This is a genomic window from Paenibacillus radicis (ex Xue et al. 2023), from assembly GCF_024722015.1.
Classification (GTDB): domain Bacteria; phylum Bacillota; class Bacilli; order Paenibacillales; family NBRC-103111; genus Paenibacillus_S.
Window position 1 is genome coordinate 590,835 of sequence record NZ_JANQBD010000001.1, and the last position, 17,045, is coordinate 607,879.

At 47.2% G+C, this 17,045-nt stretch carries 14 protein-coding genes; 5 read left to right on the forward strand and 9 right to left on the reverse strand.

Going from position 1 to position 17,045, the window contains the following annotated elements; all coding sequences use genetic code 11:
* Window positions 1–18: 18 nt before the first annotated feature.
* From NV381_RS02480 to NV381_RS02490, 3 genes are read right to left on the reverse strand one after another with little or no spacing between them, the layout of a single operon-like run.
* Window positions 19–864: an HAD family hydrolase gene (locus tag NV381_RS02480; RefSeq protein WP_258211662.1), complete on the reverse strand. Its 846-nt coding sequence runs from the start codon at window positions 862–864 to the stop codon at window positions 19–21.
* A 41-nt stretch (window positions 865–905) separates the two neighbouring features.
* Window positions 906–1,799: a carbohydrate ABC transporter permease gene (locus tag NV381_RS02485; protein WP_258211663.1), complete on the reverse strand. Its 894-nt coding sequence runs from the start codon at window positions 1,797–1,799 to the stop codon at window positions 906–908.
* A 33-nt stretch (window positions 1,800–1,832) separates the two neighbouring features.
* Window positions 1,833–2,912, reverse strand: coding sequence for a carbohydrate ABC transporter permease (locus NV381_RS02490; RefSeq protein WP_258211664.1), 1,080 nt, complete (start codon window positions 2,910–2,912; stop codon window positions 1,833–1,835).
* An 864-nt stretch (window positions 2,913–3,776) separates the two neighbouring features.
* On the opposite strand from NV381_RS02490, the gene NV381_RS02495 reads away from it, so the two are divergent.
* Window positions 3,777–4,571, forward strand: a complete 795-nt coding sequence (locus tag NV381_RS02495; RefSeq protein WP_258211665.1) for a helix-turn-helix transcriptional regulator — start codon at window positions 3,777–3,779, stop codon at window positions 4,569–4,571.
* 230 nt (window positions 4,572–4,801) lie between these two features.
* A complete protein-coding gene (locus tag NV381_RS02500; protein ID WP_258211666.1) occupies window positions 4,802–6,004 on the forward strand; it encodes a serine hydrolase domain-containing protein in 1,203 nt (400 codons plus the stop codon).
* Window positions 6,005–6,944: 940 nt separating this feature from the next.
* Here the strand turns inward: NV381_RS02500 and NV381_RS02505 are convergent.
* From NV381_RS02505 to NV381_RS02530, 6 genes are all read right to left on the reverse strand, one after another.
* A complete protein-coding gene (locus NV381_RS02505; protein WP_258211667.1) occupies window positions 6,945–7,766 on the reverse strand; it encodes a Cof-type HAD-IIB family hydrolase in 822 nt (273 codons plus the stop codon).
* A complete protein-coding gene (locus tag NV381_RS02510; RefSeq protein ID WP_258211668.1) occupies window positions 7,766–8,689 on the reverse strand; it encodes a ComEC/Rec2 family competence protein in 924 nt (307 codons plus the stop codon). The genes NV381_RS02505 and NV381_RS02510 overlap by 1 nt, the downstream gene beginning before the upstream one ends.
* Window positions 8,686–9,780 (reverse strand): ABC transporter ATP-binding protein, encoded by a 1,095-nt coding sequence (locus tag NV381_RS02515; RefSeq protein ID WP_258211669.1) that lies wholly within the window; start codon window positions 9,778–9,780, stop codon window positions 8,686–8,688. The genes NV381_RS02510 and NV381_RS02515 overlap by 4 nt, the downstream gene beginning before the upstream one ends.
* A gap of 12 nt (window positions 9,781–9,792) precedes the next feature.
* Entirely contained in the window at window positions 9,793–11,439 is a 1,647-nt protein-coding gene (locus tag NV381_RS02520; protein WP_258211670.1) for an ABC transporter permease, read from the reverse strand.
* A 103-nt stretch (window positions 11,440–11,542) separates the two neighbouring features.
* Complete coding sequence (locus NV381_RS02525) at window positions 11,543–12,661, reverse strand: ABC transporter substrate-binding protein (RefSeq protein WP_258211671.1); 1,119 nt, start codon at window positions 12,659–12,661, stop codon at window positions 11,543–11,545.
* A gap of 64 nt (window positions 12,662–12,725) precedes the next feature.
* Window positions 12,726–13,748 (reverse strand): LacI family DNA-binding transcriptional regulator, encoded by a 1,023-nt coding sequence (locus NV381_RS02530; protein ID WP_258211672.1) that lies wholly within the window; start codon window positions 13,746–13,748, stop codon window positions 12,726–12,728.
* A 422-nt stretch (window positions 13,749–14,170) separates the two neighbouring features.
* On the opposite strand from NV381_RS02530, the gene NV381_RS02535 reads away from it, so the two are divergent.
* The 3 genes from NV381_RS02535 to NV381_RS02545 all read left to right on the forward strand — a co-directional run bounded on the left by NV381_RS02535 (window position 14,171) and on the right by NV381_RS02545 (window position 17,023).
* Complete coding sequence (locus tag NV381_RS02535; protein ID WP_258211673.1) at window positions 14,171–15,040, forward strand: polysaccharide deacetylase family protein; 870 nt, start codon at window positions 14,171–14,173, stop codon at window positions 15,038–15,040.
* Window positions 15,041–15,159: 119 nt separating this feature from the next.
* Window positions 15,160–15,756: an RNA polymerase sigma factor gene (locus tag NV381_RS02540; RefSeq protein WP_419182237.1), complete on the forward strand. Its 597-nt coding sequence runs from the start codon at window positions 15,160–15,162 to the stop codon at window positions 15,754–15,756.
* Window positions 15,743–17,023: a hypothetical protein gene (locus NV381_RS02545; RefSeq protein WP_258211674.1), complete on the forward strand. Its 1,281-nt coding sequence runs from the start codon at window positions 15,743–15,745 to the stop codon at window positions 17,021–17,023. The genes NV381_RS02540 and NV381_RS02545 overlap by 14 nt, the downstream gene beginning before the upstream one ends.
* Window positions 17,024–17,045: the final 22 nt, after the last annotated feature.

The following is a 17,045-nucleotide window of genomic DNA, read 5'->3' on the forward strand; positions in this document are numbered from 1 at the left end:
GCTTCATCCTCCTTCTATTTAAGAAGCAGCTACTGCTTTAGCCTGCTGCAGTTGCTTTAAGAACTCTGTTAACTCATCAAGACCTGGTACGTTCACATCCCACTTCTCTGTTTCGGAGGATGCGACAGGAGAGATCCATACCGTGCGGCCCCCAAGGCTACGAATAGGGTATAGGTCGTTCCATGCATGATCTCCTATGGATAATAGTTGATGGGGCTGTACATTCATTTTCTGCATGAGCTCCCGGGAGAAGCTTTCCAAACCGGCAGGTTTTCCCGTTGAGTAATGAATTTCGTCAAACGAATTTATGCAGCCTAGAGCATGAATAAACTCCTGAGCGGTTTCTGACGGTGAATTGGTCAGCAGTATTTTCGCCTGTAAGCCAGTTAAGCTGTCAATGGTCTCGAGCAGCTCGTTATGCTTCGTAAAACCGCTTGCTCCAGCGAGCATTTCTTTTCTAACCTGGAAAAAGGCTGCACGACGCTTTTCTTCCGAAATCCCGTACCGATGAGCTGTTACACTAACAAGACTCCACGCATCTCCTGCATAGATCAGTCCGCTTCTGGATCCTTCCAACGCATCATCGTCGGACTCCACCGGCTCACCTTTCCAATCGAACGCCATAACCCGGTCATTAAACAGCCTCATCCATATGTCCCGGCCCGGGTGATACCAATCCCCAATTCGGCAAAGATGCTGCCCTTCCAGCATTCGGGTCAACTCTTCCGTTACATCCTGCAAAGCGGCCTCATGCTCGGTTTCCATCAGCAGAATTTCCAAATATCGTTTATAAAACATGTCATCCCGATACAGCGTACCGTCCAAATCAAACAAAACCACTTCAATCTGACCAAGCCAATCCATTTGGGTCCCTCCCTTTTTTTCGATTCATGCAAAGCATTGTTCTATCCCTTTAATCCAGTTGACGCTATGCCTTGATGGAACCATCTTTGTGCAAAGACATACAGGAGCAAAATAGGAGCTATTGTAAATGTTGCAGCTGCCATCAAATGGTGATAGTTAGGCCCTTCTTCACTGACGAAATAGAGCAAACCAACCTGGATAGGGCGAAGTGATTCGCTTGAAGTGATCAGAAGCGGCCACATAACTCCGTTCCACTTGCCGATGAAAGCCAACAAAGCAGTAGTTACAATAGCAGGCAACGCCAAAGGGAGCAGCACGGTCCATAAATAACGCCAATGTGACATTCCGTCGGTCTGTGCAGCTTCCCAATATTCTCTCGGGATCGAAAGGAACGCTTGCCTCAGCAGAAAAATGGAGAATGCATCCGCTAAAAAGGGCAATATCATCCCCATATAGCTATCATAAAAGCCCTGTCCCCCCGTGCCTAACCAATCGTTCCCGCCCGCCCATGGAATATGCCGCAGTGTCACGAAATTCGGGACGATCGTCACGTCATACGGAATCATCATGGTAGTGACGACAAGCAGGAAAATAAATGATTTACTGCGATAGTAAAAGTGAGTGACTGAGTAAGCAATAGGTACGCAAATCAGCAGTTGAAGAGCGGTACCCAAGCCCGCAACGATTATTGTATTTACGAAATATTGGCCGAATGTGGACTCCGGCTTATTCCAAGCGTCCGTATAATTCCGAAAGTTCCACAGTTCCGGTATTAGCGTAGGGGGCATTCGATTGATTTCCTCCGCGGTCTTCAACGAAGTCAGCAGCATCCAGACGAAGGGAAACATCGCCGCAATGGCTAAGATAGCAATAACCCCTGTGATCAGCGCCCACACCGCTTTGGAGGACCAATGCGCCCCAATCCAACCCTGCATGTAATTCAAGCCTCCTTATCGATCAGCTTATTCCTAATGCAAGTAATGAACCTTCTTTTCACCGAAGCGTATCTGCAGCCATGTAAGTGCCAGCAGAATAACAAAAAGCAGCATCGATACCGCTGAAGCATAGCCTACTTGACCGAATACATAGAAGCTGCGGAAAATGTATAAGGGCAGAGACATCGTTGATCCGAGCGGCCCGCCTTCACCGCCTGAGAACACATAGAACGCGTTAAATGATTCAAACGCTCCGATTACCGATATAATGAGCAGCATAAACCAAGTCGGAGACAGCAGCGGTAATGTAATTCGGCGGATAATCGTCCACGTCCCTGCTCCATCCATCCGCGCTGCCTCGTTCAAATCATTGGGAATCTGTGAGAGACCCACTAGAAAAACCACAATCTGAAAACCTAGACTGTTCCAGATCGAGAAGATAATGATGACACATAGCGCCAGTGTCGGACCACCGAATACCGTCGGCACCCAGCCAGGCCAACTTCCGCCTAAAGCGGTCATGATTTTTACGAGTATCGGATCTGGATCCGTCAGCCACTGCTGACGGGTGAGCCCGATCCCCTCCAGTATCCCATTGGCCAATCCAACGTTTGGATGAAAAATCCATTTAAATACAATGGCTGCGGCCACATGAGAGGTGATGTACGGAAGAAAGAAAATAATCCTTAACACGGTTTTCCCTTTGCTCAAATAGAAAAGCACATAAGCTATACTGAATGAAATGAACAGTGTTGCCGGAATTGTACCTATAGCGTAATAGATCGTGATCAGCAGGCTTTGTCCGATATCCCCGGGCTGCCACCCTGTTCCGGGAACGTTCACCCATAGCTCCTCGGTAAAGATACGCGTATAGTTGTCCAGCCCGACAAACCGCTCGGGTACATATCCCCATTTCCAAAAGCTCATCCAAAACCCGAACAAGAGCGGCCAATACCGAAACAAAATCAATAGCGCCAACGCCGGTAGTGCATAGGCTAACCCAATCCACCCCTCCCTTCGCTTTCGACGGCTTAACGACTTCATGGCTGTTTTCTCCCGGGCTATCAACGCTTTCTCCGACTTCTTCCCCATCAGAGCCGTTTCTGTAGACATTCCTTTGTACCCCCTCTCACTCTATCAACTCTGAGACCTGAACTCTAAACTCCTTTTCCAACTCCGTTCTTATATTTCTAATTGTATAAACCTAATGTCAGTAGAAAATTAACGAGATTTTAAGATAATGTTTAAACCTTACCGTTCTTTACACTTTTCAGCACGAAAATGTGTCTAAACGGTCATATCGCTACAAAACCGGTAAGATAAGCGAGGAATAAGGGCTCAAAACCGAAATCAGCGCTTGACGAAGTCATTCGATTTCGTCTCCTTATCCAGCCTAGCCCTGGACAAAAACTTAAGAACGGTAATGACAGCGCACAAATTTATTCGACTTGAAGCCACTGCCTGCTCGCTCTGCTCCCAAAAAACTGCATTTATACATCCTTTAGCCGGTATTTCCGAAGTCTCATAGAATTCATGCAAATGTGCATTTATTTTTTCATTCTTAGCTGAAGCGGTGCGTTTTCCATGAAAATGGATGTACTTTTGCAGGTTTGTTCTCACTACAGCAATTCCGGTAGGAATATAACTGCATGTTTGCAGGATTTTGCGAGGACTAGTGGTCGTGGAGAGTCAAGTACTGATTTTGAGGTTGAGCCAGAAAAAGACCATACTTTTCTACAATCGTAGAACACATGGAGCGCGTGAGCCCTTCATTTACTTTTCAGCACCCCTGCACACATAATCTCAAAATGCCGCACCCAGGCTTATTAGCCATCTGGTTTCCGGAAGTTCCCGGGAAGAATAGTTCTATTAGGCGGTTCCATCCATATGAAATATATGGTAATATTAATACGAACGGTTGTTCTGTCGATTGTGTGAAAGGTGAAATCATAACGATGAAAGGATGGTGTAGGAACGGTGACCGACCGGTATTCAGAAATAGACGGGGTGATCGAATATATTCACCAACGTATCTATGAACCGCTTTTGCTTGCCCGATTGGCCAAATATGCAGGCTATAGTCCGTACCATTTCACACGCATTTTTAAGGAAAGAATCGGCCTCTCGCCACTCTACTATGTCTCTTCCCTCCGATTACAGAAGGCAAAAGACTTGTTGCTGCGCACAAATCTTACTGTTCGCGATATCGGGCTAGAGATCGGACAACAAAGTCTCGGAACCTTCACCACCCGGTTTACCGAACGGGTAGGCGTGACGCCGTCCGACTTTCGGAACTCTGCGCTGCAAGCCGGCGACCACTTGCGTACGTTACAGAAGCTTAACGATTGGCGCAATTCGCATCCTGCTTCACATCACTATTCAAGAGTAGAGGGGACTATCGAGGCGGAAATTCCTTTTGAGGGTGTCATTCTGATCGGGTTGTTTGCCAAGCCTATTCCTGAAGGACTGCCCCTATATGGAACGCTGCTTTCTTCATTAGGGGATTTTTGCTTTACGGGAGTTAAGCCGGGTACCTATTATTTGATGGGCACATCAGTCTCGTGGGGAATGCAGGCTGTAGATTTTCTGCTTCCGCACACAACCCTGCGCACCCGATGGAAGGAGCCTATCATAGTCGAACCCTATCCCTCTGTCCTGCATCGGCAAGTTATGCTCCACGTCCCTCGCTTGGACGACCCTCCAATCCTGATTTCCCTGCCCGTACTTATGAAGAAGTTTCTGAGTGAGATTGCCTTAACTAGCAATCGATAAGAAACCATAGCCAATGCTGCATGCTAAAATAGGAGGGATCTGAACATTCATTAAAGTGGAAACCAAGCTGACAAAGAAAGGAGAATTCATTAAGAACATAGACCTATGATACCCAACCACAAGCAGGGCCTATTGCTCGATCAGCAATTTATTAATAAAGGAGTCACCTCTATGGGAAACGTTCTGTTAGATCTAGTAATGTTATCCATTAGAAAGAACGGAGGGATCAGATGATGAGCACGGGAGGATTGTCCAAGGAGCGGCTCGGTCGCATGCACAATGTCATGGCCGGCTATGTCGAGCGCGGCGAAGTTCCCGGCCTTGTTACGCTAGTCAGCCGACGTGGCGAGGTTCATGTCGATGCAATCGGAATGAAAGCGATGGGGGGCAGCGACCCGATGGAGCGAGACACCATCTTCCGTATCACTTCGATGACCAAGCCGATCACCGCCGCGGCGGCGATGATTCTAGTGGAAGAATGCAAGCTGCGGCTGGATGAGCCGGTCGATCGGCTGCTGCCCGAATTGTCTAACCGCAGAGTTCTAAGACGGCTCGATGGGCCACTCGACGACATCGTGCCCGCGAATCGGCAGATCACCTTGCGGGATCTGTTGACTTTAAGGTTGGGAATCGGAGCTGTAATGGCTCCCCCCAACCAGTACCCGATTCAGAAAGCGATAGCTGAAGCAGGGCTAGCCCCTGGGCCGAACCCTCCAGCACATCCGCCCGATGAATGGATGAAGCGCCTCGGCAGTCTGCCGCTGATTCATCAGCCGGGCGAGAGGTGGATGTACCATACGGGTTCTGACATTCTCGGCGTACTGATCGCACGCGCCGCCGATCAGCAGCTGGAGGAGTTCCTCAGCGAACGAATCTTCCAGCCACTCGGAATGAAGGACACCGGTTTTCACGTACCGGCTGCCAAGCTGAAAAGACTTCCGCCAAGCTACATGACCCACCGCGAAACCGGAACACTCACGGTTCATGACGATCCCAGCTGCAGTCGATGGGGTCAGCCGCCCGCGTTTCAATCCGGCGGAGGCGGGCTCGTCTCGACTATAGATGACTATCTGGCGTTTTGTCAGATGATGCTGAACAAAGGCCGGTACGGTCGCGAACGCATCTTGTCCAGGCCGTCGGTCGAGCTCATGACCTCCGACCAACTTACGCCGGAGCAGAAAGCGGAGGCAAGTATATTCTTCGATGACAAAAGCAGCTGGGGGTTCGGCGTTGGCATCACTACTCGGCGCGACAGTCTGGCCACGGTTCCCGGACGATTCGGCTGGGACGGTGCTGTGGGCACGTCCGGGTATTCCGATCCCAAAGAAGACATGGTCGGGATCCTGATGACCCAGCGCCTTATGGATTCACCTGTTCCTCCCAATGTCTTCGTCGATTTCTGGACTTCTGCTTACCAATCCATCGATGATTGAGGCCGCACACCTAACATACAACGCCACACCGTGTGCGGGGGGCTGCGCTCGATCACCACGCTCTCGGATTTCGAGTACTTCCTCATGCGCCAGAACTGCGACTCGAAGCACTACGCTTGCAGCACAAGAGGCTGTCCCAAAAGGGTATCAGTGAATGAATCAGTCCCAGATTATGAACAAATACGCCTCCAAAACCACTATGTAAGCGGAAATGGAAGCGTCTTTTTTAGGGAAGTTCCCATCAGAGTGGGGGGTTCGAAAATCCAAAAATGAGTTCGGCCGCTTTTTGGATGTCGCTTAAGTGATGGGGCGAGAAGCGATGTTCAAAGGCTGCTTTCAATCTAGAGGAGACCATGATTTGTCGGGAGGCTGCGATAAGAAAAGAAATAAATGGAAATCCTCACGCTAATCCAGCGTGGATATCGCCTGAAATCAATCTAACTGGAAAAACTAACTCTAATAGAGGGGATATGGTGGATATTAGCCAAAATACGTAGAATTAGCATGAGAAATTCCAGCTATAAGACTTGGAACGCTATTTTCGGAGTAACTAACTTGACATTTTCCTGATAATTGCACAGAGTGCGCCAGACTGCCATGCAATGCCGTAACCGAACCACGAACCCGATACCCGCGATTAGCACGCGTTGGAAAGCTACCTCATCTTATGCGTCACTGAATACACAAGAATGTGTAAAAGAGCCTTCAACTATTAAAGTGGAATTGAGGGCTCTTTTGCAACCATCTATTCAGGATAAAATGGTGGAGGGGTTGTCTCAAAATGTCTTTTGGGACAGCCCCTTTACTTTCCTTATAGTTACTACTTTAGTTTCCTCACAGCTTATGCATTAGTTTCATTTCAGTTGCTACTTCCTCACAACTGCTATCTTACTCTTTACATCAGCTGCCGCTTCCTTCAGCACATCCTCTACTCGTAAGGCTACAGCGTTACTGCAGGCAAGCAATATTTCTGTATCACTTCGGCCACAGCATCCTCAAGATGTGATTTGGCAACATATTGTGCATGGGCTTTGAGCTCAGGATGGGCATTCCCGACAGCTACTCCCAAGCCGGCCGTGCGAATCATTTCTAGATCGTTTAAATTATCACCGATAGCTATCACTTCCTGCATATCGATTCCGAGCCGGTTTACCAGCATTTCTAGAGCCTGTCCTTTGGACACCGACCGGGGCAGCACCTCCAAATACGTCGGCTCCGAGCGTACCAATTCACAGAGCACTCCTACCACTGGCTCCAGTATTTCCATTAATTGGCAAAAGTCACCATCTTCTTTTATTACCAATATTTTATTGACTTCACTTTGCTTCAAAAATTCAGGAGACTCCCAGCTATGACATTGCACCCTATCCTTCTTCATATATTCCTCGATAGGCTCCGTGATTTCTTTCACCCATATTTTCCTGTCGGCGTAAAAAATCATATCATGTGGGTAATTCTCTATCAATCGAAGACATCTGTCAATTACATCCTGCCTAAGAATGGCTTCAAAATGACATTGCTCCGTATCGAAATCGACGATTTTACCGCCGTTGTATAAGATGACCGGATGACGAATATCCAACTCCATCGCATAGGGGTACGCAGCCTCTTCTACCCGGCCGGTTGCAAGCGTAACGATCCCGCCCTGCTGTTGAAAAGCGTTGATCATTTCCTTGTTCCGCTCACTGATCTTTTGCTGCAAATCCACCAGCGTCCCGTCAATATCAGTGACGACCATGCGGTAGCGTTGTTGGGATGGCATTATTTCAATTCAATCCTTTCCGGAGCGAGCGGTAAGCTGGATGCAAGATAAAGCGTGTCCGGCTGTGAGCCTGTAACATATAACATGCTTTCCGAGGCTTGCGCAATCCGGTTCCAATCATCCCGAAACCGTTCGTATTCCGTGTTATTATTTGTTATTAATACCCAATCTGGCGATAGCAGCCTGAGCAGATCTTCGTTCCATCCATCTGCCATACCATGATGGCCAACCTTGAACCCGCTTGGCCGCAGTTGCTCGTTTTCCATAATCCGTTCCCAGTTCGACAGCAGCGCATCGCCGCTGAATAAAAACAGCTGCTGGCCATCTGTCTGTTCAAGAAGCCAGACGCTGCTGTCCCGATTCGATGATGAATCGAAGGCGACCAGCAGCTTCTCTTGTATTTCCGTCTCCAGATGAGAAGAACATAGCTGTTGAAGATTGCTGTAGGCTGGTAGATCACTTATATGCAGAGGATCAAGATGCCGCAGCATAAATGGCCCGAACGTCCATGAAGCCGTCTCACCAAAAGGCTGACGTAAAGTAACGGCTGTTTTTTGCCGGCGAAGCAGCTCCCATAATTGATTGTAATCATTTAACATTCGAGCGGTTTGAACGGCTTTTGGATGCCGCATTTCACCCAAACCAAGCGTCAGCTCCGGATAAGGCAGAACCGCCTCCACTATCGGAATGTGCTCCGCCACCTCAAGCAAGCCAGTCAGATGATCGGGATGAAGATGAGTTAGAATCATCAAGTCGATCTGCTTCCAGCCTCTTTCCTGCACGAAACGATATGGCCTGACGGAGTCATGAAAGAAATGATCCCCTCCGTCCATTAGGATGACAGCGACTCCGTTATCCGTCGGGATTTCGAGAAAAAAGGCGTCACCCCGCCCAACATTCAGCGCATATAATACAGGTTTCATGATTGCTCTCCAATTAACATATGTATTTTCTTTTTGTCCACAACAAGATCGATTTGGCCTTCCAGATATCCGCGAACGCTAGGACTGGAATCATCTATAATCCACTGCATAGATCCAGCCTCCGCCCAATATCTGATCATTCGTCCAAGAAAGCTGCTTCTTGTTATGTACCCGCTCCATACATTATCACTGCTTCCATAGCTGCCTTCCCTTGGTAAGACAGAGATGCATTCCGGTCTTATAACCAGTGTCACCTTATCGCCCAGTTTTGCAGAATACCCGGTTTTATCCACTTTGATCGCTATATCGGCACATTTGACCATATAGTCCTGCGACTCAACTCCAACTACTTCGCCGTCCACAAAGTTGGCTACCCCTACGAAATCGGCTACAAACTTGTTGTTAGGCTTGAAATAAACTTCCCATGGAGTACCGACTTGATAGATGGTTCCTTTGTTAAACACAGCGATCCGGTCAGATAATGACAGAGCCTCATCCTGGTCATGGGTTACGAAAATAGCGGTTATACCGGCACGCTGCTGCATTTCCCTGATATCGTTCCTCACTTCGACGCGCATTTTGGCATCCAGATTACTTAAAGGCTCATCCATCAGCAAAATGTTTTGTCCAATGATCAACGCCCTTGCGAACGCAACCCGCTGCTGTTGTCCACCGCTCATCTGCTTCGGATACCTGTGCTCCATTCCCTGCAATCCGAACATATCGAGCATCGTTCCGACTTTTTCCTTGATCTCATTTGAGGGTATCCGTTTCAGCTTCAAGCCATAGGCAATATTCTCAAAAACAGTCATATGGGGAAAAAGCGCATATTCTTGAAAAACGAGCGGGGTGTTTCTTTTGTACACCGGCGTGCCGTTCACTTTATTCCCTTCAATGTAAATGCTTCCCGAATCGGGTTCGTGAAAACCGGCGATCAGCCTCATCAGCGTCGTTTTACCGCAGCCGCTTGGCCCAAGCAGCGTGGTAAAGCTGCCTCTCTCTATATCCAGCGATACATTATTGATAGCTTTGAAAGCTCCGAACTGCTTCGTCACGCTTTCAATTTTGATAATCGAATTCTGTGCGCTCATCATCTGCCTCCGTTATAACCCAATGGATTTACCCTGTTCTTTCATAAAAAGCCGGGCTATGGCCAGTACAGCGAATGCGATGGAAATAAGCACAACCGTAAACGCCGATGCGCTGCCCCAAGCGCCATTTTGCACAAGGCCTAGAATCGATACAGTCCCGACCGAAGTTCCCGCCGAATAAATAAATATAATAACGCTTAAGCAAGTCACTGATCGTAAAAAGGAAAGGACAAGTCCCGAAAGAAAAGGTCCTCTGAGCAGGGGAAGCAGGATGTTCTTGAAGGTTCTAAAATTGCCGGCCCCCATATTAAGCGACGCCTCCTCCAGAGAGCTTCCAATCTGCTGCAGACCCGCAAGACTCGCGCTATAGCAGGTCGGTAAATTCCAGAACATTAATGCAAGTATCATAATGGTGGAAGTTCCCGTGAGCACAAGCGGCCCTTCGTTAAAAGCAATCGCAAAACCGAGTCCCAGAAATACGCCGGGAACAGCTCCAGGCAAAATAGCCAGAAAATCCAGTAGACGGTTGATCCCGATCTGCCTTCTTTGCACGATATACGCAAGCGGTAGCGAAAACAATGCTGCTGCAACCGAGGAAATAAGCGCGAACTTGATGCTGTTGAACATTTCCTTTCCTTTAGCGAGCACATAGTTCATATTGTTCAGAGTGAACGACCAGTCATATCCCCATGTCTTCGTAAAAGCACCGTAAAACAGCACCCCATAGACGGCTAAAATAACAATCGTAACGAACAAACAGAAGGAGAACAAACCCCATTTTATATAAAAAGGGACAGGATACGGCTCTAAGGATGTTTCTTTACCGGTGACGGTTACATAGGAGCGTTGTCCTACCCAATTTCTGTTCAGTATAAACAACCCAAGCGCTGGAACGAGTAGAGCGGTCGACAACATCGCCGCCGAAGGCAGGTCGAACAATCCAGCCATCTGCATATAAGCCTCTGTCGGAAGAAGAGTGTAGTTTCCTCCGATAATCATCGGGTTGCCGAAATCAGCCAGCACATTCATGGCGGCAATCAGCGCCCCTCCTGCAATTCCCGGTCTGCATAGCGGAAAAAATACATCCTTAAATACTTGCCAGCGCGTTGCTCCCAAGTTATAGGCCGCATACTCCAGGTTCGTTGGACCTGCTTTGAGAACCCCGTTAATGACAGCATACGCATAGGGGAAAAATGTAATGGTCTGAACAAGCCATAACCCGTGCCAGCCATAAATATCGATATTAATGTGCAGCACATGCTTGGAAATGATCCCCTGCCTGCCGAATAGCAGAATGTAAGACAGTGCTACGATAAAAGGAGGTGAGACAACCGGCAAAAGGGTAATAAAGCGGAACAGCCCTTTGAGCGGAATATTCAGCCTTGTAATGGCGTAGGCGAACAGAAAAGCGACTACGGTGCAGGAAATGGTAGAAATCAGCGTCATGAATAAGCTGTTTAACGCTGCATGATACCAACGTGAATTGGTAAACAGGTTTAAGTAATCGTTCCATTGCGGGAAGCTTATCACTTTGATGATCGGCCAGCATACAAAATAAACGGTGATGATAATAATCGCTACTATAAGGATAGCCAGAAGCGGCTCGTGCTTTAATCGCTTCATATCGGCCCATGCTTCTTTAACAGCACGTGAGGTCAAGGCAGGTCACACCTTTCCATTGCTAAATTTGCCTGTGCGGCAAGAGAGATGCCGCCCCCGCACAGACAAGTCAGCAATTAGCTTTCTTTGGCTGTAGGTCTTGCTATTGTTTTTTGCCTGTCATTTCAGTAAACTTCTTCACAACGTCAGCCTTCATTTGGGAAGCCTTATCCCGATCATATTTCACAAGCTTAACATCCTCGATTTTGATCATACCTTCTGGAGGAGCAACATCTTTTCTAACGGAATAGCGGTTTGATAATTTCGTATTCATCTCTCCAACCGGTTTGGTTAACAGCCAGTCAATGAACTTCTTGGCATTTTCAGTGTTAGCTCCACCTTTGACAATACCTGCTCCACCAATTTCAAAGGCGGTTTGGTCTGGAACGATAACTTGGATCGGATAGCCCTGTTTAGCGGATTTAACGATATCATGTGCCCAAGACATTCCAGCCACAAACTCTCCTGTAGCCGTAAGGTTAATGCCGTCTCCAGCAGCAGGGGTGTAATGATGAACGTTGTCATTGAGCTTTTTCAAGTAATCCCAGCCTTTTTCCTCGCCCAATCTGAACAACTGATCCGCTACAAATATGTATCCACCGCCAGCCGTTGCCGGATTGGATGTTATGAACAAGCCCTTATAAGCCGGATCTAGCAGATCATCCCATGTTTTTGGCTCTTTGATGCCTTTCGGTTCAAGCTCTTTTTTGAATCTGTCCTTATTCAGCACGATGCCAAGCACACCCATGTACCAGCCTTGCCAGAAGCCTTTAGGATCATTAAACTGGGCATCCAGCTCTTTGGCGTTCGGTGAAGAATATTTCTCAAGTAAGCCTTGGGATGCGAGGGGTTCATAAAATTCAACAGAACCGCCAACAAATACATCTGCTTTGGGAGAAGCTTTCTCAGCCTGAATTCGTGTGCTTGCCTCTCCGGCTCCGCTCAAACGCAAATATTCGATTTCAATTCCGGTGTCTTCTTTAAACTTTTTTTGAATTTGCACAATATCATCTTCATTCAGGGCTGCGTACACGGTCAGCTTTTTGGATGCTGCGGGAGTATCCTTTGGGGTTTCTTTAGGAGCTTCCTTAGTATCCGCTGCTTTCGGCGCAGAAGCTGGTGTCTGACTTGCACCATTTGTTCCATTCGTTCCACATCCGGTCAGCATTACAGTAGTGAGAAGCGTAAAGGCAGTTAATGACCCCATCCATTTTTTAAACACGTTCGTTCCTCCTTGTTTTTTTGCCCAAAGGGCCTTTTAGTTGAAAGATGCCGCATAGCTTAATTCATATGGATAATGTTGTCTGCAGCGCCTTGCAGGATTGCCTTACGATCAGTCTGGCTTTGATCAATTCGGACTCCGGCGTCATTTCTTTATCAGAGATCATTTGCAGCAGCAGATCGGCCGCTTTGGTCCCCATCTCCGCACGAGGCTGCTCCATTGTCGTTAATTGGATCCAGTGCAGCTCCGCGTATTCCAAGTTATCGAAGCCGATAACAGATATCTGATCCGGAACCACAATCTTCTGCTGAGCCAGCCATTCGAGAGCCCCGATGCCAAGCAAGTCATTCCCTGCGAATACAGCGGTTACGTTCGGATTTCTCTCATACAACTTGCTCATGGCCCTCCGGCCGCAGTCTATATTTCTTCCTCCGCTCATAACGATGTTGCTGTCATCAGAAAGAAGGCCGTGCTTCCACATGGTATCCCTGTAGCCAAGCAATCTTTGAATCCCGGTAAAAGAGCTCTCCGGCATCCCGATAAAACCAATTTGCCTGTGACCCAGCTCGATTAAATATTTGACCGCCTCAGTTGCCGCCTCATAATGATCAACATCAACATAGGGAGCCGATATTCCCGGGGGCGTTCTTCTCCGTAAAAATACGACCGGCATATCCAGACCTGAAATCAGCTCCTTGAATGTGTCGTCCAGAAAATCGGGAGTAATGATAAGCCCATCAAACTGTCGTTCAATAGCGTTGGAAAGAAACTGCTTCTCCTTTACAGGGTCGCGGTTCGTATTCCCGTAAACAACTTGATACCCCTGCTTGGAAAAGGTCTCCTCCACAGCATTGGCCAGGCCGGCAAAAAACGGATCCGATATTTCCGGTATCATTAAACCGATCGTATACGTCTTTTTGTTGATCAAACCTCTCGCAATCGCATTAGGCCGATAATTTAAAGCTCGGATCGCCTCCATCACCTGCAGTTTTGTTTCTTCGCGAACATCGGGATGATTATTCATCGCCCTTGAAACTGTAGATACGGATACTCCTAAATGCTTAGCCACGTCTTTAATATTTGCCACATGCACACCTCTTCACAAACGTTTCCGGAAACGTTCCCTATGTTACAATACGATGTTTCAAGTTTCAATTGGTTTTGCCCATATTTACATAATCTCAAGAAATCAGCCGTTTTATCGCTAAAATCTTAATAATAACTTTAAAATTTACCCCTTATTTGACTCAAAAACGCATTTCAAATATCAAACGTTACCGGAAACGTTTGATATTCATCTCATATGTAAAATCCAATTATTTACAAAAGGGCTTGCTCGAAAGTCATTTGCGGATTTTTAAGTCCTCATTAAGGACCCTACCTCCAACTATTTTTCAATCTTTTTTCTCTTAAAAAAAATGTCGAAACTATAAACCTTTTATCGAGTCTATTCGTCAAATTTGGTATAATAAATACTACAGATGAATGTTTGAAAGAAGGTTCCTTAGGATGGCAACGCGAATATTGACAGAAAAAAAACAACAGTGGATCATCGGTGTTACTTTTTGCGGCATGGTTAGTATGGCAATTACCAATCTTATAGTTACAGGAAGCGTCCTGCCACTGCCTGGCAATCAACCCTTGAATAGCCCACCGGAAGTACAAGCAGAGCTCAAGTCTTCACCAGCACCCGAACAAACTGCTTCGCCAGAAATTCATTCATCTCCTCTTTCGGCTCAGCCGAAGCCTGTCTCGGAAGTCAAGCCAGCTCGGACAAATACGCCGGCCTCAGCCGCCAAACGGGTGGCGCTTACTTTTGATGATGGACCGGATAACATTTATACCCCCAAGATTTTGGATATTCTTAAGAAAAATGATATTAAAGCCACCTTCTTTGTAGTGGGAAATCAAGTCAGTCTGCACCCGGATGTTCTTAAAAGAATCAACGAAGAAGGACATACCATCGGTAATCATACATGGGATCATGCGAATTTAACCAAGCTCTCAGCCAAAAAGATTAATCAGGAAATTAAAGATACGGACGATATTATTGAAAAAACGATTGGTGTAATGCCGACCTTAATTCGTGCCCCTTATGGCGCTGCCACCGTCACGTTGAAGAAGGAGCTCGAGCAATCCGGACGCCCTCTAATCGATTGGAACATCGATCCGCGCGATTGGGCGGGTACTTCTTCATCCGGCATTCTAGATAATATTAAACTGCATACAAAGCCTGGCCATATTATTCTGCTGCATAGCTTTGGCGGCAAGAATGGAAACCTGGACAACACAGTTGAAGCTCTTCCCAACATCATTGCCTTTTTAAAGGCTGAAGGCTATCAGTTGGTCACTGTACCGGAGCTAAAAGGCCCACGCTGAAAATTTGTTATATATTCCCATAAAATTCACCTTATTCCTTTTCAAGTAACGCACAAAAAGGTAAGCTAGGTATAGAAGAGTGCAGGTCGAGACGCCTCATTATGGAAATTGAACTTTTAATGAGAGCCGATCGTCAAATAATTGAGGTGGCAGTGTTGGAATCCAAGGTGAATTTTGATTACTTGAAATATTTGTCAAAAAGCTCCGACAAGAAAGCTATCTTGGAAGAGCTAATGACAGCTTATGGTAAGGATGTGTGGAATTACGCCTTCAGTATTACCCGCAAATGGGATCAGGCGGACGATATAACACAGGAAGTTTTTATTAAGGTGTACCGCAATTTATATACATTTCGTAATGAATCGTCTGTGAAAACATGGATTTTGACCATTACTCGCAATATGACTTTGGACTATCGCCGCTCCGCCTTCTACCGTAAGGTAAGCTTGATGAGCTTTATAGCGCCTTCAGGTGTGCAACCCTCGACCGAACAAGCCGTTATTGAAAAACTGGCGGTAAACGACCTATGGAAGCTGGTGCTGCAGCTGCCTGTCAAATACCGGGAGATCCTGCTGCTGTACGCGCATTACCAGCTTTCAATGAAAGAGATCGCACAAATATTAGGCGTCACTGAGGGAACCGTAAAATCGAGATTATTCCATGCCCGCAAAAAAATTTCGAAATTAAAGGAGAATCAAAGCAATGGATCCGACTAACGACGAGTTGCTAAAAGGCTTGGCCGATGGACCGCTTAGCCAACATGGGTTCTCCGATAAATTGAAGAAACGTATTGGAGCCAATGTGGAAAAACAAGTCGATAAACAAAAGAAATGGATGCCTTGGATCAGTGGCATTTGTACCTCTCTTGCGTTGGCAGCCTTGTTCTTCACAGTCGATTGGCATGAACCATTCAACCAAGATTCAGCCGGAATACCAGGCGATAAAATCACTTTACGCGAAACGCCGGCATCAACATTGCGTTCAACGGATATTAATGCATTCCGGGTTCATTCCGCGATGCTGATAGGCTTGCGCAAGGATCATCCTCCGGCAGGCGACAGCCCTGAATACAGCACTTACCGGACTTTGCTGCTAGCCGAGGAGCAAGGGAAGCTGAGCAAAGTCGCCGAGGGCGAAGGAATATTGATGCCCTATAAAACAGACTTTACGAAGATCACCACTCAGAGCCAGGTAAGCTCTAATGAGGAGTATCGAATGCTCAAGGCTTCCTTGTCAGCAGATGGAAGCGGCTCTCCTGCGTTGGCATTGAAACCATCCAAGCCCTTGAAAGTTTCGGAAAAGCTGCTCTTTGCAGGCAACCGGTACTTGTCCATTTCACAAACCGTTAACCAAAAGGAGCAAGGCAAAGAGGTACAGTCTGAATACGTATGGGTTAAGGAACTGCCGGATTTAGCCCAGGCTAAACCTCAAAATGCGCTGGCTCCTGTACGAGACCCGCATGTTTCCTTGAGCAAGCTGTACGCTGACACCGCACAACCAGCCTGGAAGGCAGATAATAGCCTAGATGCACAATTATCCGGCTCCAATGCCTCCAAATCACGCCAACTGTTTCCAGATGGAGAAAGCTGGGCAATTGTTCGGAATCAGGGGGAATGGGTACCCAAGATAGCGGCTTACAGCAGTCCTGCTGAACAGGACGTGAACCAATATGAGCTTCGGGAAGTGCGGCTAAAACTGCCCACCTCGGTAGTTTCTTATGACCGGCTAACTGTAGGCTGGAAGGATATTCTGCAAGTGCGCCCGGACGCCAGAGACGCCTTTACTTCGCCTAATGATGAAATGGTAGGTGTCGTGACAGATCGGGATATCGTTGTCTATCCAATGGAAGGCCAGTTGATTCCCATGCCGCTATTGTCTGTAGGCTTAACCCCTGACGAGTCCGTTGTTATGGTCCAATGGGCTGTTGACGAGCCGTTTATAGAGACGTGGAAGAAAAAAAGCAGAATGCTGCTTGGTAAGTAAAAGTAACGGATCAAGTATTTAT